This window comes from Pseudochelatococcus sp. B33 (assembly GCF_053570585.1).
This window is the reverse complement of the sequence record NZ_JBSEFH010000034.1, coordinates 26,117-47,934: the sequence shown is the minus strand read 5'-3', so window position 1 is coordinate 47,934 and position 21,818 is coordinate 26,117. Positions and strand designations below refer to the sequence as shown.

At 56.3% G+C, this 21,818-nt stretch carries 22 protein-coding genes; 9 read left to right on the top strand and 13 right to left on the bottom strand.

Annotation, left to right across the window (positions count from 1 at the left end; all coding sequences use genetic code 11):
* Window positions 1-233 precede the first annotated feature (233 nt).
* The 7 genes from ACUSIJ_RS26645 to ACUSIJ_RS26615 all read left to right on the top strand — a co-directional run bounded on the left by ACUSIJ_RS26645 (window position 234) and on the right by ACUSIJ_RS26615 (window position 7,243).
* Window positions 234-1,211: a Bug family tripartite tricarboxylate transporter substrate binding protein gene (locus tag ACUSIJ_RS26645; RefSeq protein WP_449311450.1), complete on the top strand. Its 978-nt coding sequence runs from the start codon at window positions 234-236 to the stop codon at window positions 1,209-1,211.
* 58 nt (window positions 1,212-1,269) lie between these two features.
* The gene (locus ACUSIJ_RS26640; protein ID WP_449311449.1) at window positions 1,270-1,719 is read left to right on the top strand and encodes a tripartite tricarboxylate transporter TctB family protein; all 450 of its coding nucleotides are present in this window, start codon (window positions 1,270-1,272) and stop codon (window positions 1,717-1,719) included.
* A complete protein-coding gene (locus ACUSIJ_RS26635) occupies window positions 1,719-3,260 on the top strand; it encodes a tripartite tricarboxylate transporter permease (protein ID WP_449311448.1) in 1,542 nt (513 codons plus the stop codon). Before ACUSIJ_RS26640 ends, ACUSIJ_RS26635 begins: the two co-directional genes overlap by 1 nt.
* Window positions 3,261-3,500: 240 nt before the next feature.
* On the top strand, window positions 3,501-4,901 hold the full coding sequence (locus ACUSIJ_RS26630) for an MmgE/PrpD family protein (protein WP_449311447.1): 1,401 nt from the start codon (window positions 3,501-3,503) through the stop codon (window positions 4,899-4,901).
* A 155-nt stretch (window positions 4,902-5,056) separates the two neighbouring features.
* Window positions 5,057-5,839, top strand: coding sequence for an SDR family NAD(P)-dependent oxidoreductase (locus ACUSIJ_RS26625; protein ID WP_449311446.1), 783 nt, complete (start codon window positions 5,057-5,059; stop codon window positions 5,837-5,839).
* A 96-nt stretch (window positions 5,840-5,935) separates the two neighbouring features.
* Window positions 5,936-6,805, top strand: a complete 870-nt coding sequence (locus tag ACUSIJ_RS26620) for a 3-keto-5-aminohexanoate cleavage protein (RefSeq protein ID WP_449311445.1) — start codon at window positions 5,936-5,938, stop codon at window positions 6,803-6,805.
* Window positions 6,806-6,811: 6 nt separating this feature from the next.
* Window positions 6,812-7,243 carry a PaaI family thioesterase gene (locus ACUSIJ_RS26615; protein WP_449311444.1) on the top strand — a complete coding sequence of 144 codons (432 nt, stop codon included), beginning with the start codon at window positions 6,812-6,814 and terminating at the stop codon, window positions 7,241-7,243.
* Window positions 7,244-7,275: 32 nt separating this feature from the next.
* On the opposite strand, the gene ACUSIJ_RS26610 is transcribed toward ACUSIJ_RS26615, so the two are convergent.
* From ACUSIJ_RS26610 to ACUSIJ_RS26570, 9 genes are all read right to left on the bottom strand, one after another.
* Window positions 7,276-8,706: an MmgE/PrpD family protein gene (locus ACUSIJ_RS26610; protein ID WP_449311443.1), complete on the bottom strand. Its 1,431-nt coding sequence runs from the start codon at window positions 8,704-8,706 to the stop codon at window positions 7,276-7,278.
* Window positions 8,707-8,723: 17 nt separating this feature from the next.
* Window positions 8,724-10,082, bottom strand: coding sequence for an MmgE/PrpD family protein (locus ACUSIJ_RS26605; RefSeq protein ID WP_449311442.1), 1,359 nt, complete (start codon window positions 10,080-10,082; stop codon window positions 8,724-8,726).
* 103 nt (window positions 10,083-10,185) lie between these two features.
* Window positions 10,186-11,688, bottom strand: coding sequence for a tripartite tricarboxylate transporter permease (locus tag ACUSIJ_RS26600; RefSeq protein ID WP_449311441.1), 1,503 nt, complete (start codon window positions 11,686-11,688; stop codon window positions 10,186-10,188).
* A 17-nt stretch (window positions 11,689-11,705) separates the two neighbouring features.
* Window positions 11,706-12,170: a tripartite tricarboxylate transporter TctB family protein gene (locus ACUSIJ_RS26595; RefSeq protein ID WP_449311440.1), complete on the bottom strand. Its 465-nt coding sequence runs from the start codon at window positions 12,168-12,170 to the stop codon at window positions 11,706-11,708.
* Window positions 12,171-12,232: 62 nt separating this feature from the next.
* Window positions 12,233-13,195, bottom strand: a complete 963-nt coding sequence (locus ACUSIJ_RS26590) for a Bug family tripartite tricarboxylate transporter substrate binding protein (protein ID WP_449311439.1) — start codon at window positions 13,193-13,195, stop codon at window positions 12,233-12,235.
* Window positions 13,196-13,390: 195 nt separating this feature from the next.
* Window positions 13,391-13,573, bottom strand: a complete 183-nt coding sequence (locus ACUSIJ_RS26585) for a hypothetical protein (protein WP_449311438.1) — start codon at window positions 13,571-13,573, stop codon at window positions 13,391-13,393.
* A 183-nt stretch (window positions 13,574-13,756) separates the two neighbouring features.
* A complete protein-coding gene (locus tag ACUSIJ_RS26580) occupies window positions 13,757-14,539 on the bottom strand; it encodes an enoyl-CoA hydratase-related protein (protein ID WP_449311437.1) in 783 nt (260 codons plus the stop codon).
* 15 nt (window positions 14,540-14,554) lie between these two features.
* Window positions 14,555-15,505, bottom strand: a complete 951-nt coding sequence (locus ACUSIJ_RS26575) for a hydroxymethylglutaryl-CoA lyase (RefSeq protein ID WP_449311436.1) — start codon at window positions 15,503-15,505, stop codon at window positions 14,555-14,557.
* Window positions 15,471-16,745 carry a CaiB/BaiF CoA transferase family protein gene (locus tag ACUSIJ_RS26570; protein ID WP_449311435.1) on the bottom strand — a complete coding sequence of 425 codons (1,275 nt, stop codon included), beginning with the start codon at window positions 16,743-16,745 and terminating at the stop codon, window positions 15,471-15,473. Before ACUSIJ_RS26570 ends, ACUSIJ_RS26575 begins: the two co-directional genes overlap by 35 nt.
* A 195-nt stretch (window positions 16,746-16,940) precedes the next feature.
* Here ACUSIJ_RS26570 and ACUSIJ_RS26565 point away from each other — a divergent pair, with 195 nt between their 5' ends.
* Both ACUSIJ_RS26565 and ACUSIJ_RS26560 read left to right on the top strand, forming a co-directional pair.
* A complete protein-coding gene (locus ACUSIJ_RS26565; protein WP_449311434.1) occupies window positions 16,941-17,735 on the top strand; it encodes an N-acyl homoserine lactonase family protein in 795 nt (264 codons plus the stop codon).
* A 96-nt stretch (window positions 17,736-17,831) separates the two neighbouring features.
* Window positions 17,832-18,830 (top strand): NAD-dependent epimerase/dehydratase family protein, encoded by a 999-nt coding sequence (locus tag ACUSIJ_RS26560; RefSeq protein WP_449311433.1) that lies wholly within the window; start codon window positions 17,832-17,834, stop codon window positions 18,828-18,830.
* Window positions 18,831-19,585: 755 nt separating this feature from the next.
* Here ACUSIJ_RS26560 and ACUSIJ_RS26555 read toward each other — a convergent pair.
* From ACUSIJ_RS26555 to ACUSIJ_RS26540, 4 genes are all read right to left on the bottom strand, one after another.
* The gene (locus tag ACUSIJ_RS26555) at window positions 19,586-20,314 is read right to left on the bottom strand and encodes an Ig-like domain-containing protein (RefSeq protein ID WP_449311432.1); all 729 of its coding nucleotides are present in this window, start codon (window positions 20,312-20,314) and stop codon (window positions 19,586-19,588) included.
* A gap of 87 nt (window positions 20,315-20,401) precedes the next feature.
* Complete coding sequence (locus ACUSIJ_RS26550) at window positions 20,402-21,028, bottom strand: Ig-like domain-containing protein (RefSeq protein WP_449311431.1); 627 nt, start codon at window positions 21,026-21,028, stop codon at window positions 20,402-20,404.
* Entirely contained in the window at window positions 20,970-21,350 is a 381-nt protein-coding gene (locus ACUSIJ_RS26545) for a DUF4214 domain-containing protein (RefSeq protein ID WP_449311430.1), read from the bottom strand. Before ACUSIJ_RS26545 ends, ACUSIJ_RS26550 begins: the two co-directional genes overlap by 59 nt.
* Window positions 21,326-21,817: a hypothetical protein gene (locus ACUSIJ_RS26540; protein WP_449311429.1), complete on the bottom strand. Its 492-nt coding sequence runs from the start codon at window positions 21,815-21,817 to the stop codon at window positions 21,326-21,328. The genes ACUSIJ_RS26545 and ACUSIJ_RS26540 overlap by 25 nt, the downstream gene beginning before the upstream one ends.
* Between the last annotated feature and the right edge of the window lies 1 nt (window position 21,818).

The window sequence follows — 21,818 nt, the reverse complement described above, 5'->3', positions numbered from 1 at the left end:
CGCTCGCTTCTCTTCAGGATCGGCTGCCGGGACCTCCCGGCAGGGGATCAGTAGAATTTGAGGCCCTTCTGGTGCCGGTCCCGCTGGCAGCGGTCGAAGTCATAGCTCTTGTCGGCATGGAGCTTGTCGGGGCATTTGCGTAGTCCAGGAATTCAAGAATTTACAAACTATTTGCCAGTTACCTGCAGGTTGTTTGAGCAGCAATAAGCTACAAAAAAGAATGGGAGGATAAGATGACAACGATTACAAAACGCGTTTTTCTAGGCGCGATGGCGAGCGTCCCCTTCATCGGAAGGGCCGTTGCTCAAGAAGCCGACTGGCCCACCCGACCAGTCACGCTTCTTCTGCCATATGGCCCGAGTGGCGCCGCCGGAATTGTCGCACAAGCGCTCGCGGTCAAACTGACGGAGAAGATCGGACAGCCGGTAGTTGTCGATAACCGCCCCGGCGGGAACGCAGTTGTGGGCGCCAACGCGGCGCTGGCGGCCCCTGCCGACGGCTATACGATGTTCTGGGATTCAGCGAACCAGATTACGAACCCCGTGACCGTCAAAGATTTGACGATCAACTACAAGACCGATTTCGTCCCCGTAACTCAGATTGCGCGGTTTCCAAGCATATTGGCAGTCAGGGAAGATTTTCCAGCCGGGACAATTGCCGAATTCCTTGAATATGTCAGGAACAACCCGGGTAAAGTCACGTGCGGCACCCACTCTACCTTTAGCGTCCCTCACCTTGCGCTGGCGTTGATGCAGAAAACCGCCAACATCAAACTTGCGCATATTCCCTATAAAGGCGCATCGGATGCTGTTCGTGATCTCATGGGCGGCCAGGTCGACGCGGTGATTGCGACGACTTCCACGATCAAGCCCGCCTTCGACGGTGGGAAGGCGCGCATTCTCGCCGCAACAGGCGCCGAAAGAGTGAAGATCCACCCCGACGTTCCGACGTTGGCGGAAAGCGGCTTTCCCGGCTTCAATCTCGACGATTGGGCGGGAATGTTCTTCAAATCCGGCGTTCCAGATTCCATCGTCCAGAAAGCGAGCAAGGCGCTCGGTGAGGCGTGCAGGGACCCCTCCGTTGCTGGCCCGCAAGAAGCGTTGGGAACAGTTCTTGTCGGAGGCACACCCGAAGAGTTCCTCGGCTTTATCACACAGCAGCGAACAACAATCGAAACGCTGATCGCGGAACTTGGTATCAAGCACGGCTGATTCCTGCATCGAACGGGGAACACCGTATTGAATACCAACAACAAAAGCTGTCATCGCCATGAACAATCTGGATTACAAGTCTGTACTCGGAGGCCTGGTGATGCTAGCCTTCGGCTTACTTCTGGCAATATATCCGGCCTATCACTATTCGCTGGGCACATTGAGGGAAATGGGGCCAGGCCTCTTCCCCGTCCTTGTTGGTTGGCTTCTGAGCGGGGTCAGCTGTGTCATCATATTGACCGGTCTGTTCACGCCTGGCGATAGAATAGACATTGTCTATCGCCCACTTATCGTTATTGCGGCAAGCGTATTGCTGTTCGCGCTTGCTGTTCCATATTTCGGCATGCTGCCCGCTGTTGTGCTGGCGGCGATAGCATCTACCTATGCCGAAAAGCGATCCGGATGGCTTGAGCCTTTGGCAATTGCGCTCGCGATGGCGATATTCTCGATTGTCGTGTTCCACTATGGCCTGAAAATCAACATACCTCTCTTCAGCTGGGCTTTGTGATGGATATCGATACTCTTATCAATAACATCTCCTACGGGCTTAACTCCGCCTTATCGATGAGCAATCTATTCTATTGCTTCATCGGCGTCTTTCTGGGGATGCTCATTGGCGTTTTACCGGGGATCGGTCCCCTGGCGACGATATCGATGCTGCTTCCTCTCACCTTTTACTTGGACCCGACATCCGCCCTTATAATGTTGGCCGGAATTTACTACGGCGGGGCTTACGGAGGCTCAACCACCGCCATCCTGCTGAACGTACCTGGATCCGCCTCGAGCACGGTTGCATGTCTCGACGGCTATCCGATGGCCCGTCAGGGTAGAGCGGGCATAGCTCTCTTCACCACCACGATCGCATCGTTTTTCGGAGCGAGCGTCGGCATCATTTTAATGATGCTGTTTTCGCCGGCAATTGTCAGAACAGCCCTCGCTTTCGGCTCGGCGGAATATTTTGCGCTCATGGTGCTCGGGCTAGTGGCCGCATCGACCATGTCGTCGGGCTCTGCCATCCGCAGCATCGCCATGGTCGTTCTCGGCATCGGCCTTGGCTGTGTCGGCGTGGATGTCTACAGCGGCGTACAACGCTTCGATTTCGGATTCGTCGAGCTTTATAACGGGCTTGATCTTGTTGCCGTCGCAATGGGTCTTTTCGGCCTGACGGAAATCATCACGAGCGTTCGTGACGTACCCCCGGGGACTGTGGGCAAGGTGACATTCCGATCTATGCTTCCGATGCGCGACGACATCCGCAGGTCCTGCCTGCCTGCGGTGCGCGGCACTGCCATCGGTTCGGCTCTCGGCGCCTTGCCGGGAGCAGGCAGCATGCTTGCATCGTTCCTGGCTTACGGCGTCGAGAAAAAGGTTGCCAAAGATCCTTCCCGGTTCGGGAAAGGTGCCATAGAAGGCGTGGTTGCGCCGGAAGCGGCCAACAATGCGAGCGATCAGACAGCCTTTATCCCCATGATGACGCTTGGGATCCCGAGCAGCCCAATCATGGCCCTCATGCTCGGCATGTTGATGATGCACGGCGTGGCACCAGGCCCCCGGCTCATGCTCGACAAGCCTGACATGTTCTGGGGATTGGTGATGAGTTTTTGGATCGGCAATCTGATGCTGCTTATTCTTAACCTCCCGCTGATCGGTCTTTGGGTCAGGCTGCTTTCGATCCCCTACCGCATTCTCTATCCTGCGATCGTGGTTTTTGCCTGCATCGGTGTCTATTCGGTGAACTTCAGCACCGGCGACGTCATGGTCATGATCGCGTTTGGGATCCTTGGATATATTCTGAGGCTATTCGAATTTCCTGTGGCACCATTAATGCTCGGATTCATTCTCGGACCGCTGATGGAGGAGCATTTTCGGCGAGCCCTTCTTCTGTCTCAAGGAAACCTGTCAACCTTCATAGAGCGTCCAATCAGTCTAGGGGTACTGGCTGTTACGGCCGCCCTCCTTGCATACAGTATCTTCGCTTCGGTCCGGACAAGCCTACTGCGCTCTGAGACTGCTTCGCGAAGAACACTTGATAGTATGGCAGACCAATGAGCGATGATGCCTCCCTTGAGCTGAACCGAGGACATCTATCTCTTCAAAGACGGGAGATCGCAACCGACTTGATGCCTCCTCGTTTTGAATCAGCCTTCGCGGCTCATACGTCTGGTGACTGCCGGACGTTCCAAGATGGCACCGGAACGAGATTCAGCGTTCTAGATTGTTTATCCAGAAGACCAAAAATCCCGCACCGCACGGTGTAACTGACCTATGGTCGCTTCATTGAGATCTGAAATGACAGAGCAAACAGGCCCCCTTCTCCCAGATGCGACGGCGAATCTGGCCGCTTTTGCGGCCAGGCTCCGGTTTGAAGATATCCCTGACCTCGTCATCGATAAAATAAAGTTGAGTATTCTCGATAGTATCGGCTGCTGCATTTTTGGAGTCACATTACCTTGGACGCAACGTGTCGAGGAAATGGTTCGAGCCGAAGGAGCGCGCGAAGTCGCATCCGTCTACGGTGGACGAACCCGAACGTCCATTGCGAACGCGGTCCTTGTCAACGGCACGGCAGGACACGCATTCGAGCTGGACGACATCCATAAGGAGTCCATTCTCCATCCTGGCTCCATCGCAGTCCCTGTAGCCTTTGCATTCGCCGAAGCGTCAGGCGACGCAACCGGACAAGATATCATCACGTCGATCGTTGCCGGCTATGAAGTCGGAATACGGATCGGCAACGCCGCCACAATGAATTTATTCTTCCGCGGATTTCATCCTCAAGGTGCATCCGGCGTCTTTATTGCAACCGCATCTGCAGGCAAATGCCTCGATCTGGACGCCGGCCGGATGCAGCACGCGCTTGGGATCGCCGGCTCCCAGGCGGGAGGGCTGATGGCGGCGCAGGAAGGGGCAATGGTGAAGCGCTTCCACGCCGGCCGAGCAGCACAAAGTGGAGTGTATTCGGCGCTGTTGGCGCGCGAAGGTTTCACGGGAACGCAGGATGTTCTCGAAGCCGGCTACGGAGGCTTCTTGAGCACCTACTCGGGAGCGCCAAACCCGAAGCGCCTGACGGACGGGCTGGGCGAAGTTTGGGAGACGGCACTAATAGGCTACAAGCCACACGCCAGCGTTACAAGCATCCACTCAGCACAGGACGCATTGCTCGCCCTTATGCAGGAAGCAGGGGTATCCCCCGACGACATTGAAAGTGTCGACGTCAAACTCAGCACCATGACGCATGTTCACTGCGCCTGGGAATATAAAGCGCAGGGCGTCACCGCTGCTCAAATGAACTTGTTCTATGGCTTGGCCGTCATTGCCGTCGATGGTGTTGCTTTTGTCGACCAGTATAACGAAAAGCGCTTGTCGGATCCCCGGCTCCTGCACTTCATAGAGAAGATAAAGGCGAGTGTCGATCCCGACATAGACGGGCGTGGAGCAGCATTTCGCCACGCCGCAAAAGTCTCCATCACCACATCCGACGGTCGGGTCTTTTCCCGAGCTGAATGGAATCGCCGGGGCAGTCCCGATAATCCTATTTCAAGGAACGACGTCGTCAACAAGTTCCGCAATGTTGTTTCCTCATGCCTCAGTAGTAGCGACATAAAGGATATTATAAATATCGTCGATAACTTTGAAGGGTTAGAGGACATAAAGCCTATCATGGATATTCTTAATTCGCGCACACACTAGGAATATTGAGGGTATTACAAGAATTTCCTCCTGAGCTATCCAGGAGTTGCACCTGTCGGGAGCCAGACGTCGAGTCTCACGGCTTGAAGAAATCCACATTATGGCGACCTGATGTCGCTTACAAGAGCAGTCAGGTAGGCAGGGGGAGAGGGACTATGACCGTTGAGCATAAGCGTGAATTGAAACACGCGGTTGTCACGGGTGCGGGTTCCGGCATCGGACGGAGCTGCGCGATCATGCTGGCACAGCAGGGCTGGATAGTTTACGCTCTTGAGGTGTCGGGCACAGTAGTGGATCCCGACTCGTTGCAGCCTGCCAGCGGGAGCGGTCGCATAATTCCTGTCCGGTGCGACGTGACATCATCCTCCGAGGTCATCGAAGCGTTCGCGAAGATACAGGCGGAAACGAGTACGCTTCATGCCGTCATTTGCTCTGCAGGAATACTGCGGCCTTCCTCTCTCGCCGAAATGGATGAACTCGATTTTGACAAGACGTTTGCTGTCAATGTGAAAGGCGCGTGGCTGACTGCGCGCTCCGCCATTCCGCTACTGGAAAAATATGCCGATCGTAACAGCCTGGGACGTATCGTCATTCTCGGTTCGGCAGCAGCGCTGCGTCCCAAAATCGGCGGCGGAGCCTATGCGGCATCCAAAATTGCCGTCAGCTACATCGGGCGGGTGCTGGCCGCTGAGCTGGCTGCAAAGAAAATCCTGGTAAATGTCATCGCCCCGGCCACGGTAGACACCGAAATGACGCGAGCGCTCGCGGCAAGACCAGGCTATAAACTTTCGGGTGAATCGCCTCTTGGGCGCATTGGGCAGCCCGAGGATGTTGTTGGTTTGATCCAGTTTCTGCTCTCGGATGCAGCCAGCTACATATCGGGAGCCGTTATTCCCGTGGATGGCGCCACCACGGCAGCATACAGCCCCGCTTCTTAGAAGTTGCATGCTCACTCAATCGGCATCTCAATGAATATTGATTTCTGAAGATGCCGGAAGGAATGGCTAGGGAACGGCAAGGGAAGGATTCAAACAGTGAGTCGACCAATTATTTTGACCTGTGCGGTTACCGGCGGAACACCGATGACCAAAAACAGCCGTTACGTACCGATCACGCCAGAGCAAATCGCCACCGAATGCATTGCCGCAGCCAGTGCCGGCGCAGCTTGCGTGCATATCCATGTGCGCGATCCGGCTACCGGCGCACCGGAGATGAAATTCGAATATTACGAGGAGGTCGTCGATAGAATTCGAAACTCCGATGTAGACGTCGTACTCAATCTGACCACCGGAATGGGAGCGAATTATATCCCGTCGCTTGAAGAAGGAATGCCGGCTCAAGAAGTCGTGATGCATCCTGTTTTGCGTACTAACCACATTAGCAAGCTCAAGCCGGAGGTATGCACGCTCGACGTCGCGACGATGAACTTCGGCGAAAAGGCAATCGTCAACACGCCCGACCATCTTAGAATGATGGCGAAAATGATTTCGGAGGCCGGCACGAAGCCTGAGCTCGAGGTGTTCGACCTCGGTCAACTCGAGCTTGCACTCAGGCTTATTGACGAAGGTCAAATCGAAAAGCCGCCGTTCTTCCAGTTCTGTCTCGGCATCCCAGGCGGAGCGCCAGCAACAACAGAAGCGATGATCTTGATGAAGTCCATGGTTCCACCTGGCGCGGTGTGGTCTGCTTTCGGAATCGGCAGAACACAGATGGCGATGGTGGCGCAATCCGCGATATTGGGGGGGCATTGCAGGGTCGGTCTGGAGGACAATCTATTTATCGCCCACGGAGAATTGGCTGAGGGCAATGTGCCGCTTGTGAAACGGGGCGTGCAAATCATTGAGGGCCTCGGTTTCGAACTGGCAACGCCAGCTCAGGCCCGTCAAATCCTATCGCTGAGTTGACATCCAATGACTTACGATCCCGTTGCAGCCGGCTGGTCTATCCGGCGATCAAACCTTTTCATGGAGTCCATCGGAACGCTGTGGGAAAAAGTCGAGGACGAACGCACAAATTTGGGCATTTTATGCGAACCAAGACACAATAATGGTTTCAGCCGGATGCACGGGGCCCTTATTGCGACCATAGCAGACCAGGGCCTTGCATTGGCCGCCCTTGAAGCCAGGAATGCTCATTCAGAGGTGAGATATACGCTGAGCGATCAAGTCACTATTCACTTGGACGTTCACTTCCTGGACGGAGTGGAGATCGGCGAATTTCTTAGCAGTCGGTGCGAGGTCACGCGCGAAACCGGAAGCATGAGCTTCACTCGGGGGCTTCTGGTCGTTGGGCAGCGCACTATCTGCAGCGCCCAGGGAACTTTCAAGTTCCTGAGAAGATAGTCACAGTCCGCGTTGCCTGGCGGCAATCCCACCTACGGGTCGCGGATCGTCAAGCTTCCAATTCGTTCCGCGATCGGCCTGACATCCGGTGCATCGAAGATGCTCTGGAGTTCGGTAAGGAGATCCCTCGCCGCATCGAATCCGATTGCAGTTCCAGCCAGTGACATGAACTTCTCGGTCATGGCTTCGGTGGACATGGGTGCTTCAGGCATGCCAAGCGAATGGTCGACACGACGCGTCAGACTGCGACCATCCTTCAGCTTCAGCGTTACTATGCCGGCGTAGAGTCGCGGGTAGACCGCATCCATCTCAGGGTCGATAACAACATTAACTCGCGCTGCAAGATCGCAAACGGCGGGGTCCACGATGCGTGCGGATGTAAACTGCTCCACGAGCGCATTTCGGTCGATGATAGCGACAGCGACATTGAACCGGATGCTCATTTGGGCATTCAGCACGGTTGAAGGGACATAAGGAAACCCCGTCTGCCGCTCCACCACCGCGCTAACGCCAACCTCTATCCGGTCGATGCTTTCCGCCGACAGGTTATTTTCGGAGATCAACTGCAGCGCAGCGTCTATCGCCGCATGATTGCTGCCGCAGCAGGCATAGGGCTTGAAGCAGGTCTTCTCCGTCCGCCAGACATTGCCCAGTTCACGCACTGCTTCCTCGGGGCATCTCTTGTCCGACATCGCAGCCAGAAATCCACCGTCCTCGGCTTCCAGAATGAAACGCGGCCCATGAAAGCCACGAGCGGCAAGCTCCGCCGCCATCAAGCCGCTGCGGCCGGCGAGGCCGGGATGAATGCGCTTGCTCATCGCTCCGTCGGCGTTGAAGGCCCAAAGTCCGCTCGATTGCGTTCCGGCAAGCCCCAGGGCGCTCGCAGTGGTTTCCGCATCCAGGTCCAGCAGTCTCGACGCCGATGCTGCCACTCCGAAGGTTCCTGTCGTGCCCGTTAGATGCCAACCGCGCATTCGTGCCGAGTTCGGGTCAGCCGCGAGGCTGACCCGGTTCATCACTTCATAGCCTGCGGCAATCGCAACGAGGAATTCGGCCCCGCTCAATGCGTTCCGCTCGGCGAGGGCCAACGCCGCCGGTATTACTGCGGCTCCGGGGTGGATCTTCGCCCGCGAGTGATCGTCGAAGTCGAAGCCATGGACCGCCGTCCCGGCGGCGAGCGCAACATTGCCGACCGAGATATGCTGACCTCCGCTAGCCCAGAGGCTCGCCTCCGGAGGTCCGCCTTGATCGGCGGCATAGCTCTGCACAATCCGGCATGTTTGCGTCGTCAGTCCATAGAGGCCGCAGCCGACAGCGTCGAGGACCGCAACCTGCAGGACCTGGCGCACTGCCGAAGGAATGCTGACGGCATCAAGCCCAGCGACGAAACGGGCGAGTTGCCGCGTGATGCCGTCGCTATCAACGTCAGGAAATTCAATGGTCGCGGTCGCTCGCTCGTTCATGGCCGGCATTTCCTCATTCAAGCGGATGGCTGGGATGCACGCATAAGCGCGCCAACGGTGTCGAGCCCTTCGAGTGAGCCCACCAAATCGACCAGGTTGTCCACACCCGCCTTTCCGATCACAGGGTCTGCAAGCATGTGCAGCTTGTGATTGACCCGCTCCGACGGCATCGGCCTTTCGATGGAACCGAGCGGATGATCCACTTGTGAAACGAGAGTACGTCCATCGCGGGTCGTAACGGTCATTCGGCATGAAACGCCGCGCAGAAGGCTTTCGTCCGGAAACACCTGCACCATTTCACTCAAACGCTGAATAGATGGATCATTTAGCTTTTCGTCGTTGTATTGCGGGGGCAACGCCTCACCCTCGATCAGTGCAACGGCGACGGAATATGGAAGGCTGACTTGAGCCTCGTGGTAAGTAGCCGGTCGTGGGTTGAGATGGTATTGCGCCCAGGCGGGATGCCGCAACATAGTAATCGACTCGATTGCTTCCGGCGGTTCGCCAAGCTGATTCCGGACATCGAGGGCACAATCGATGGCGTTATGGATGGGGCGCGCGCAGGAGTATGGCTTGTATTCAATATAAATGGGGAAGTCAGTGCCCAGCCCGTCTGTGAGCTTCGAGAAATCCGGCTCATCGGAAAACGCCCGGCAAAATCCACGCTCGCCATCAAGGATCGTGGCTGCGCCCGTATATCCAAGCCTGGCCATCAGAGCCGCAGTAAGCCCGTTTCGGGCGGCCGGCCCCGGATTGAAGCGCTTTTGCATGGATGGGCCATACATTTCCATCAGGCCAGAAGCCTGTGCGCCCGCCAACCCCAGAGCAGACGTCATCTGGTCCGCAGAGAGCTTCAGCAGACGTCCGGCCGCCACAGCCGCGCCAAACACACCGCAGGACGGAGTCGTATGAAAACCGCGGTTGCGCAGGGAGAAATTGGTGGCATCGCTGGCGCGCGCCATCATCTCGCACCCCAGCACCACCGCCGACACGAATTCCGCACCGGTTGAGTCGGCAAGCTCAGCCGCAGCAAGGGCCGCGGAAACAACCGGCGGGCTGAAATGGAAAAGTGCCAGCACATCCACATCGTCCATTTCGATGCTGTGTGACGCGATGGCGTTTGCGAAGGCGGCATGCACTGCCGGAACTTTGGACTCACGTCGACCAATCAGAGACGCCTCCTCGCGGCCGCCCGCCGAAAGAACGAAGCGGGCCGCAATGTCCGCGCTATCCGTCTGGCTCCCGCCGATAGCGACACCGAAATAGTCCGTAACCAATGTCTTGGCTTTATGCTTTTGCTCAGCCGGTATAGCTTCGTCCCGAATACCGGAGAAATGTCGACCAAGAATTTCACCCGCTGTCTCGCTCACTTTCATTGTTCTATCCTTCTATTCGTCTATGTTAAGTGGATATGGGCAGAAAAGTATCGGATCACGCACGGATTCCTGGCACACCAGATAGCCATCGTACTATCGATAGCTATTCTTCCTTGAAAACCTCTCTGCGTTTTCTCGTGATCGCAGGACGTGTGAGCATGATCAGCAGGAGAAATGCCAGAACAAGCTCTACAAGGCTGATCGGACTCGTCAGAAAGATCATCGGATCTCCACGCGAAAAAATCATCGCACGACGGAGATTCTCTTCCATCATCGGACCCAAGATGAAACCCAGGATAAAAGGTGTGGGATCACAATCCAGCCGGTAGAAAATATAGCCTACAACAGAAAATACCGATATCCACACCACGTCGATCGTGCTGTTTGCGATTGCATAACATCCGATTGCTGAGAAAATTATCACAGCAGGAAATACAATATAGTACGGCGCAGATATGACTCTGACCCAGAGCCCCACCAGCGGCAGATTGAGGATCACCAGCATCAGGTTGCCGATCCACATTGAAGCAACGAGACCCCAGAAAAGCTCCGGCTGCCGCTGGATCACTTCTGGACCCGGCACAATTCCCTGGATGATCATCGCGCCGATCATCATCGCGGTTATCGCATTCCCCGGAATGCCAAGTGTCAACATCGGGATAAACGAGGTCTGCGCGCCGGCATTGTTGGCAGCCTCAGGCCCTGCCACGCCTTCTATCGCTCCCTTGCCAAACTGTTCTGGTACCCGCGAAATTCGCTTTTCGACTGCGTAGGAAGCGAATGAAGACAGAAGTGCGCCGCCACCGGGCAGCACGCCGAGGAAAGAGCCGAGAAGAGTGCCTCGAACGGCGGGACCAACAGAGCGGCGTGCCTCCAGCCGGCTTGGCATCAGCCGCCCGATCTGACGCAGAGTCCCCTGCTCGGCGTACTCATGCTCCAGGTTCCGAAGGATCTCCGCTATGCCATAGAGACCGATCGCGACGGGAACAATATCGATTCCGTCCGCCAACGCATTGAAACCAAACGTGAAACGCCAGGCACCGGAGTAGATATCTGTCCCCACGATGCCTATGAGAAGGCCCAGAACGATCATGCTGATCGCCTTGAGCACAGACTGCCGGGCCAGAGCCACGGAGCCAACCAGGCCAAGTACCATCAGCGAGAAGTATTCAGGCGCGCCGAACTGCAGAGCCGCAACCGTCAATATTGGCGCAAACAGTGCGATAAACACAGTTGACACGGTGCCTGCAAACAATGACGCAAGAGCGGCAACGGCGAGTGCGGGTCCGGCGCGCCCTTGCCGCGCCAACTGATATCCATCCAGTGCAGTCACGGCAGAGGCCGCTTCCCCGGGCAGGTTCATCAGGATGGCCGTGGTTGAGCCGCCGTACTGCGCTCCGTAGTAGATGCCTGCCAGCATAATCAGGGCTGTTGTCGGCTCGAGCGTGACCGTGATCGGCAGTAACATGGCGATTGTCGCTAAAGGTCCGATACCGGGCAGCACACCTATCAGAGTGCCCAGCAACGTACCGATGAAGCAGAATATAAGGTTGGTCGCTGAGAGCGCTGTCCCGAAGCCCAGCAAAAGAGAACTATACAGGTCCATTAATTCTCTCCGCGTCGTCAGAACCAAGCCAGATGAAACGGGACACCGAGACCGTATTTGAAAACGAGCGCGCAAAACGCGGTGAAGCCCAACGTCACGACCAGCCCCCTGCCGATACTGACGCTGGAACTCGCGAAAACAGAGATGATGAGAGTCAGGAACGAAGCCGGAAGAAGTCCCAGCGGCTCAATCGTCAATGCGAATGCAAGCGGCGACAATACGATCATGAGGATCGGACGCCAGCGGACAGGTCCGCGCTCATCTGCTTCCGCATCTTCGGCGAGGGCCATTTGCCGCTGCGCGGAAGTGATGACGCCGACTCCCAGCAGGCAAAGAAGAGCGCCAAGAGCTGCCGGAAAATAGCCCGGCCCCATCTGCGAAGCCGTACCCATATGCAGCGTGAGCAGCGACCAGACCAGAAATACCGCTCCGACTCCGAGGAACAGTGCCCCCGCGAAGACGTTTTTTGTGCGCTGTTGCATACTGATACTCCTGCGCTATGTTCCGGCAGGCGAAGGCCTGCCGGACGCAGACCGTCTGGGGACTACTGTTGAATGCGGATGCCGAGTTCACTGGCGATTTGCGACCAAGAGTCGTTCTCCAGCGATTCTATGAACGCGTCCCGGCTCATCTCCGCAGGTGTAAATCCGATCTTTTCCATGCGCATCCGAAGATCGTCATTGGCCAACGCTGACTCGACTGCAGCCTCGAGCTTGTCAATGACCGGCTGGGGCGTGCCTGCCGGCGCAAACAAGCCTGCCCACTCAACTGCATTGAACCCGGTGACTCCGGCTTCCGCGATGGTGGGAATATCCGGCAGGCCGGAAAGGCGTTTGTCGCCTGTAACAGCTATCGGCACGACTTTGCCCCCTTGTGCGGGTCCAAGAAGGCTCGACGCCGTTGCGAACATCATGTCCAGTCGGCCAGCGATGAGATCGACAACCGCTGCCGCGCCGCCTTGATACGGTATGTGTTTGATGTCGGTGCTCGTCAATTTCTTGAATAGTTCGGCTTCAAGCTGGTTTGAACTACCTTCGCCGACGGAGCCGAAGTTCAGCTGCCCTGGCTTGTCCTTTGCGATCCTGATGAAATCTGCCGCCGACGTCGCACCCGTATTCTTGCTCACCGCCATGACGTGGGGGACGGTCGCCAGCAGCGCAACCGGCGTGAAATCCTTCAAGACCTTGTACTTTGCGTTGGGAAAGACCACCGGATTGACGGTTATCGAGGAAAACGCCAGCAGCAGTGTGTAGCCATCTGCAGGGGCGTTTGCCACATACTCGATGCCAATCAGACTGGCCGCGCCCGGTCGAGACTCCACGACGACAGGCCGACCAAGGGTCTTTTCCATATCCGACGCAAAGATGCGGGCAAGCGAATCTCCTCCCCCACCTGTGGTGTATGGAATGACGATCGTTACGGGCCGACTGGGGTAGTCCTGAGCTTGAGCACCAACCAGACCCGCGAGCAAAAGACCCGCGGAAACGATCAAGTTCTTCAGATACATGCTTTCCTCCCCTTGAAATACCCTTTGTTCGCTGGCCGATAGCGCCGTTTCGAAACCGCACTCCCCATCCGGATCCAGCTTGATTTACCTGCCGCGTTCGTCCTCTGATGTTCGTTCTTTCTGCGCAATGGCAGTTTGCGAGCTGATGGTTCACTCGGATTTCGGCACCGGCGAGTGCCGCCGGTTCACGTGATGTCACGCCGCCGCTGCTCTTTTCTCGTGGCAGACATAGCGGGTGCTATTGTGGGCGAGATTGGCCACGCCGATCTTGATGGTTGCCCTGTCGATACTGATGGTTCTGATGAACACCCCCTTGCTGCTTCTGGTGCATGTCGGAGGCAAAGCCGTTCCGGTCATGCCAGGCTTCAGTCCGGTCAAGTCGAAGTAGTCCTGAAGGAATGCACGGTGTCGGGCGGCTCGATCTACGCGCTCATGTTACCTTCCCGCCATTCCTCGGCACGCGTCCGCGCCTTCATGAAATTCCTGGACGACCTGATGGATACGGGGAGGCCCTGGGAACTCATCATGTGATCCGGCATGTTCCCCGCCTGGCAGCTCAATCTATCTCCCCGTCCAGATCGGCGCGCGCTTTTCCTGGAACGCCCTGCGTCCCTCGGCTGCGTCCTCGGTCAGCGCCATGATTGCGATTTGCGACTCAAGATAGGCCAGGGCGCCCTCGAAGCTCATCGACGACGCGCGCTGCATAGCGAACTTTCCTCGCCGAATTCCAGTGGGGCTTTTGTCGACGAGACGGCCCAGGAGCCAGTCGACCTTCGCATCAAGCTCAGCCCCCGGAACGACATAGTTCAGCAGGCCGATGTCCAGGGCGCCGGATGCCGAAATCATTTCGCCCGTGAGAGCCAGTTCGCTCAATTGTCGCGGCGTAACGAGGCTCTGCAGAACGCTGGTGACCAGCATCGGAAATACGCCAACCTTCACCTCGGGCAGCCCGAACTTCGCGTGTTCCGCCGCGACGGCCATATCCGCCATTCCGACAAGACCCATCCCGCCTGCAACGCAATGACCATTCACCCGCGCAATAATGGGCAGCTTGAGCTCCCGCGCCTGCTTCAACAGCCGTGCGAACGGGAGACCTGTCTGCGAGGGATCGAATTGGAAGGTTCCAGAATTGGCCGACAGATCCGCGCCGGAGCAGAAGGCGCGATCACCAGCGCCGGTCAGCACCACCGCTCGCACCGAAACATCGGTCTCGGCCTGAGAGAGCGCGGCGGAAATAGCATGGATGGCTTGGTCATCGATCGAATTGCGGCGCTCCTCCCGGTTGATCGTGATCCAGAGAGCCTGACCGCGCGTCTCGACCAGGACTTCCTTATAGTCGCTCATTCAGTTCACCTTCTGTTATGCGGCCTGCCGATAGCGGTTAAGGCTTCCGGAATGCATAATCTTTCCAGCCAATGGTCGGCCCAGTATCGATTCCGCGAGCTGTGCGGACTCAATGAGCGCGTCGAGATCGATACCCGTCTCGATGCCAAGCTCCTGACAGAGGAATACGAGATCCTCGGTGCAGATATTGCCCGCCGCGCCTTTGTGTCCGGCGAATGGGCAACCGCCCAGGCCCGCGCAGGCAGCGTCGAAAACCTGGACGCCCAGTTCCAGGCCACGAAGCGCATTGGCCATCGCAAGACCACGCGTATCGTGAAGATGCAAACCGAGCTGGAGATCGGGCCACCGTTCCCGGATCAGACCCACCACCCGGCTTACCGCCTCGGGATTGGCCCAGCCGACCGTGTCGGCCAGCATCATGGTATTCAACTTGACGTCTCTTTCAGCAGCGATGTCCAGGATTGTGGCCACCCGATCGCGCACTGTCTCAGGTGCGATCGATCCTTCAAAATTGCAGCCGAAGGCCGTCATGACGTAGGCGCGATCAACGGGCACCTTGTTTTCCAGATAGGCATCGAGGATTTTGCGCTGTTCCTCGACAGTCGCCGCAGTATCCCGGTTCGTGTTCCTGATGGAGAAAGTTTCCGAGGCACTCATCTGCAGCGTGCCATGGCGATCCAGAGGCGCCTCCAGCGCCCGCAGAAAACCCTTGAGATTGAGCCAGATCCCCGTGTAGCGGACGCCGGGAACACGCTTAATACCCTTAGCGACCTCCTCGGCGTCGGCCATGTTCGGAACTAGCTTAGGGTTGACGAAGGAAACACATTGGATTTCCGGAACACCCGCTTGAGCGAGTGAGTCGATGAATCTCAGCTTATCTTCCGTCGAGATAATTTGTTCCTCGATCTGAAACCCTTCGCGCGGCCCCTCTTCACGTATGATGGATTTCTTTGGAAGGTCTGACATGGCTATTTTCTTCCTTCGTCGATAAAAATATCTCTTGTTTCCTACTGTAACGGGCAACGTTATCTTGTAGAAGACGGTCTATTTCGCTGCGGTCGTATCCATATTCTTCCAAGACCTGAACGGTATGCTCTCCGAGAATCGGAGGCGCGTCAATCTGGTCCCGTGTCAGCGGCGCGCCAAGGGGAGAACCCACGATGCGAGTCGAACCGTAGTCGGGATGGCTGACCTCGCGTACGATCTGCCTTGCCTGCGCCTGCGGGCTATTAAAGGCTGCATCGAGCCCGTTGAGGGGGCTGCTGGGAATACCGACGGAATCCAGACGGTCGGTTATCTCAGCCACGGTCATTGTCGCGAAGCGCTCGACAATAGCGGACTCAATCCGCGCCCGGTTGTCGGATCGGCTCTGCCGCGTGGCTGTCGCCGGATCACCCGCCAAATCCCCAAGGTCCAGCACCTTGCAGAAGCGCTGCCATTGCTCGTCGGTGGATGTGGCGAGTACAACGCTTCCATCCTTCGCCTCATAGGCGCCGTATGGAACAGAGAAGTAATGCCGTGATCCGACCAGTTCCGGTTGCTTTCCGGTCGCGAGATAATAGCCGCCATAATTTGCGAGCACCGCCAGAAGGCAGTCCGTTAGCGAGATGTCGATATGCTGACCGTGACCGGTCGTATCGCGCAGACTAAGCGCTGCGAGAATGGAGATGACCGCAAAGAGAGACCCGCTCGTGTCTCCGATCGGCACGCCGACCTTCACGGGCGTCCGCCCCGGCTCGCCGGTCGTTGACATCACGCCGGAGTAAGCTTGCCCGATCAGGTCGTAATATCGATGGTCCTTCAGTGGACTTGTAAGACCAAAACCTGAAATACTACAATATATAATACTCGGGTTCAGCGCCTTTATATCCTCGTACCCCAAGCCGATGCGCCGCAGCGCGCCGGGTGAATAATTCTCAACAAGCACATCCGCACTGGATATGATCTTCTTTGCTACATCGAGACCCGCAGGATGTTTGAGATCCAATGCGATACTGCGCTTGTTACGGTTGAAGCACGTGAAATAGTGGCTCATGCCATTAACGAAGGGAGCGAGGTGCCTTCCCGCATCCCCCTGGCTGGGCTCTTCTATTTTGGTGACGGTTGCTCCTAGGTCACCCAGGATCTGTGTTGCATAGGGGCCAGCGATGACATGCGTCAGGTCAACGACGCGCACTCCCCCTAACGGCCTTTTCTGGTCATTCATCGCTCCACCCAAGGTCCGCTTTCCTTCCGCGCCTCTCTTAGTATATGTCCAGTTCATGGATCAATATCGCAATGATCATCGCTAAATACGGTTATGTCAAGCGACATTTGAAAATGTTTTTCTTAATTTTGACGACAAATGTCCTTGCACAGCTTTTTTGCTGAGGCTATGTTCACACCGTTAGGGAGGGCACAAATGTCCGAATATGAAGTCTACGCCGTTCGCTACGGCGAACACCTCCATCGTCCTGCCAACCTGAATTTCCTCGGGGCCGATCCGCATGATGGACCAATGGACATGGACTTCTTTGTCTGGGTCATCAAAGGCGCGGACCGCACCTTTATAGTAGACACAGGGTTCGATCCCGCGACGGGCGTCAAACGAGGAAGGGTAGTCGTTCGGCCGGTGGCTCAGGGCTTGAAAGCCGCCGGCGTGGACCTGGACAAGGTGGATGACGTCATCATTACCCACATGCACTACGACCACGTCGGCAATCACGACATCTTTCCGAATGCCCGTTATCATCTCCAGGAAAAGGAGATGCATTTCTGCACCGGCTCGTGCATGTGCTATCAGCAACTCAAGAGGCCATTCGAGCTCGACGACGTGCTCGCGATGGTTCGACGCGTATTCGAGGGTCGGGTAACGTTTCATGACGGGTCGGAGGAGATTGCTCCCGGTATAAGCGTTCACTGGGTCGGCGGCCACTCCGCAGGCCTTCAAGTCGTGAGGGTTCGCACGAAGCGCGGCTATATCGTCCTGGCCTCCGACAGTTCCCACTACTACGCGAACTTCGAACAGCAGCGTCCGTTCCCCATCGTGGTCGATCTCGAGGATATGCTGCGCGGCTATGACACGCTTCACGCACTCGCCAGTTCCCCGGCTCACATCATACCCGGACACGATCCACTGGTGATGCGGCGCTACCCGGCGTTGTGCGAAGGGCTGGAAGGGGTTGTACGGCTCGACCTCGAACCGGAAGGCGGATGATCGGCCGGCAGGGACTGCCGGCGGAATTCCCCGCCCTTGCGGGCGGAAGCGGCGAACGAGAGCTTGTTGAATATCCGCTACATAAGAGGTTGGTCGATGACGCGCGGAATTGAGGGAAAAAGGATGCTTGTCACTGGCGGGGCAAGCCTCGTCGGATCTCACCTCGCGGACGCGCTGCTGGCAGCGGGAGCGAGCGAGGTCATACTTTTCGACAACTTCTCTCTCGGCACGCCACAGACAATTGCCCACCTGGTGAATGATCCACGCGTGCAAATGATCACCGGCGACGTGTTGAAGCCAGACGAGATCCGCGAAGCCGCAGAAGGCGTCAGCGGCGTTTTCGCTCTGGCTGGTTTTCTGACGCTGCCTATGTCCCAGACCCCGCTCACAGGCGTTGCGGTGAATTGCACTGGAATGGCCAACACGCTGGAAGCCAGCAGGATGGCCGGGGTGGACCGTGTCGTGTTCTCCTCCTCGACGGCCGTCTACGGGAACTCCAATCCCGATCGTATGATCGAGCCGACACCATATCTCAGCGCGGGCCTCAGTTCCGCGTCGATGGTCTACTCGTCGAGCAAGCTGGTCGGGGAGGGATTGTGTTCCCTGTACCAGGAAAAATATGGGCTTGAGTTCAACGCACTTCGCTTCTCGACTGTCTACGGCGAGCGCCAGCATCTTCGTGCAGTGAACGCTGCCTTCATGGCAAAGACATACGAAGCGATTCGCAACGGAGAGCCTCCAATTATCCATGGCGACGGCAGCGAAGTGCATGACTACATCTATGTCACGGATGTAGCGAATGCCTGCGTTGCCGCTTACACAAGCGAGAAGTTTGGCTTGGCCATGAACATCTCGACCGGCATCGACGTCTCCCTTAACGAACTTGTCCTGGTTATTCTGGAACTTGCTGGGAGGACCGATCTGCGTCCCCAATACGTCCAGGATACTCGAGAGGTACGTTCCTCCAGCGTCGCGCATCTCCGGAACAGCTCTGATCTCGCCCGCAACCAAATTGGCTGGAAGCCAAAAGTCTCCTTGAGAGAAGGAATAAAGCGCCTAATCGATTGGCGTGAGGCCCAGGCTATTGGTGCGTAGCGACGATTTAACTATCTTAGCCAGATAGCGATTGCAGCGAGTTTGACAAGCCCGTGAAGTGCCGAGCAGTTTGTCGTAGCACACGGCGACCCGCCGGAACTGCTTGAGCTTGTTGAGGAAGCATTCAAGAACGGCCAGCATGTCCGCGACGATCCGGTGTTTCTGCCGCCATGCATGGCTCAAGCACCTCGATCGCGTTTTGCGCGGCGTGTCTGCTTGGGCATCTCCCGATGCGGCGTCGTCTTGGGGTGGATCTTCGAGACGAAGGCACACGGCTCCATGTAGCGCTCGTTCGCGGCTGGCCGATACGCGGTCGCGGCCCAGCACGTTGGAACCCACAATTGCTGCGATCCAGTAATCCCTCGCGCATTCTGGCCCCATCACACGCATTCGCATCCGTTGCTTTCCAGCGCCGGACGAGCCGAGCCACTAGCTATTGATCTTCAGAGCTTGGCTACGAACCTGAAAACGGCCTGGAAAAAGGGAGAGACACGACCAACGCATAAGCGGCCATATATGCTGCTTCATCTGCAATGCTCCGCATAAAACCTCTCTGGAGCACCAAATCCGGAAGCAGATGCCGGTTTCTGGACGAATTTGATGCGCCAACGAGAGGGGTAGAGCAGCGGGAACGATTTCTTCTCGCCATCCGCCGCCTAACGAACGATCCCGAAAAGTGGGTGCCACTTTTCGGGATCGCTGGCTGGCGCGGGAGCATGATCCTTGCAGATCGGCTCTCCGTACGCGGCTGATCGTTACGCTATATCCGCCAGATGATGATCCGTCTGGATGCCAACAAGCGGAAGACTGATCTCGGGCTCTCCCGCATCGGGCTGATACCCAACATTCTGCTCTCCATCAAGGATGAGGGCAAATGCCGACCCGTTGCGATAGTCCGTCGTTTCACCGGTATCGGCAACCGATTCAGGCGTGTCGATGACCTCGCCGTCGTCAAGCGCGAAGTCGTTGCCGCTGTCATCGACGCCGACGTCATCGAGCACTCCATCATCCGGGGCAACCAGAGTGAATGCCACCAGGCTTTCAACGGAAGCGCCCTCGGAAGAACCGCCAATCGTTATCCGCAACTCGGCCGTATCGGTACGTCCGTCGAGAGTTTGCAGGGTGTATGTGAATGTGTCAGTAGAACCTTCGTGCTCACCGGCGTCTTCATTCACGACATAAGTGAAGTCGCCGTTCTTGGAGATGGTCAAGGTTCCGTAGATTCCACCTACATCGACAGATTGTCCTTCTTCGTCGGGAACTTCTACGTCCACGCCGTCCGTCCCCTTGATCAGCGAGACGACCGACCCTTCCGGAGCGTCATCGGAGCCATTGCCGTTGTCGTCGATGATGACATTGCCTTCAACCTCTCCAACAACCATTGCAGGAGGTGTGTTGTAATCATACTCCGTACCACCGAGAAGGTTGAGCGTTGTATTCGGTAAGACCGTTATGCCCAATAGACCGCTGTTCGATGTAGTCAATAAAAAAGCGTATTCACCTGGGTCATCAAGCCTAATGGAGGTAGGAGAATGCTGTCCACTTATACCAAAGACGCCTTGGACAGAAAATCATTCAGAGATGCTATTCTCTGTATCTCTGACATAATTCTGTCCAGATACATCTCTCTTGAACACCAGATTAACGCTGGCACCTCCCAATAGTGTTACGCCAAGAGCACTATAAGTACCGCTAAGGCTAATTTCCTGCTCCGTGCCTTCTGCCACGTTCACACGAAGAACCTCAGACCCGGACAGGACACTTAGGGAGACCGTGTCCCCTAGCAAGGAGGCGTTAAGAAGGCTTGTACCGCTAGCAGTATTTGGTGCCACTGCGGTCTCTGCGGGCTGAACGGTCAAATCGACACCAACGTTGTCGTCGAACGCGAAATCCGCGTCTGCATCGTCCGGGATAATTGTAATCTTGATTTTATCGGAGTTGTCGCTATTATTTCCTACAAAATCAATCGCATAGGCTGCAAATTTATGTTTTCCGGGGTCAAGCTTGGGGGCCTCAAGTTCCCAGTTGCCGTGTTCATCGGCAATAGCTCTTCCAATTTCAATAACTGCAAGCATAATGACAACAGTATAGCCGGCCCTTGTCGCGCCAAATAGCGTGAGGGTGTTGTCAGATGTAATATTATCTCCCTGCTCCCCCCGTATCGTCCACAAAGCCTGTAATTTGCGGCACATCGACATCAAACAATGATCCTGTATAATCTTGTGAATTGTCCGCAACGTCCTCGTGAAATTCTCTTACCTTCGTATGTTCTCTTTCAAGATATTCTTCCGATATAACAAAGTGCTTGAGCAAATCGGCGTAGCTGAAAGAAGAGTGAAGCCAGAATTGCAGCCCTTCCTCGTCTGGTGCGCGGCCGAGGCCGTTTTCATAAAGAGACCTAATGAAGGTTTCACGGCTCACATCATTATGCAGGACGTGGAACTCATCCGACGCGACCAGCTCATTCAGCAGAAAACCGACGTCGTTACTCTCCTTTATCCGATTCTGCCAGTACGCCAATCCCCCTGGTCCGGCACGCGTCCGAACACGAGCTGATATAGCAGGATTATCGGTGTCCCTGTCTCTTGCGCTTCCAGAGATTCAAGGAACAACCAAGGAAGGCTATGTGAGGGATTTTCTTGCGAATATTGCGTCCAGAACCCCAGTCCCTCAGGGTCCCCATCCCGCAACAAAATCCAGTGATACAAATTTGCCACCTCGGGGGAAACATCTTCCCCCGCCGGGGTCTCCGATTGTGAATCAAACGGTTGTGACACCTGCCCGTCGATTTCGGCAGCATCCCCAAGCGGATCACTGCTGGCCGTCGACAAAAGCTCGGGAGAACCAATGGGGGTCGTAACAGTATGGGTGACGGTTTCAGCGCCGGGCGCAGATAGCGTAAACGTCGCACGGGGCGTTACACCCTCACCCCCAAGTTCCTTATTGTCAGGAATAAAATAGAGCGCATCTAATTGCGCTCTGAACATC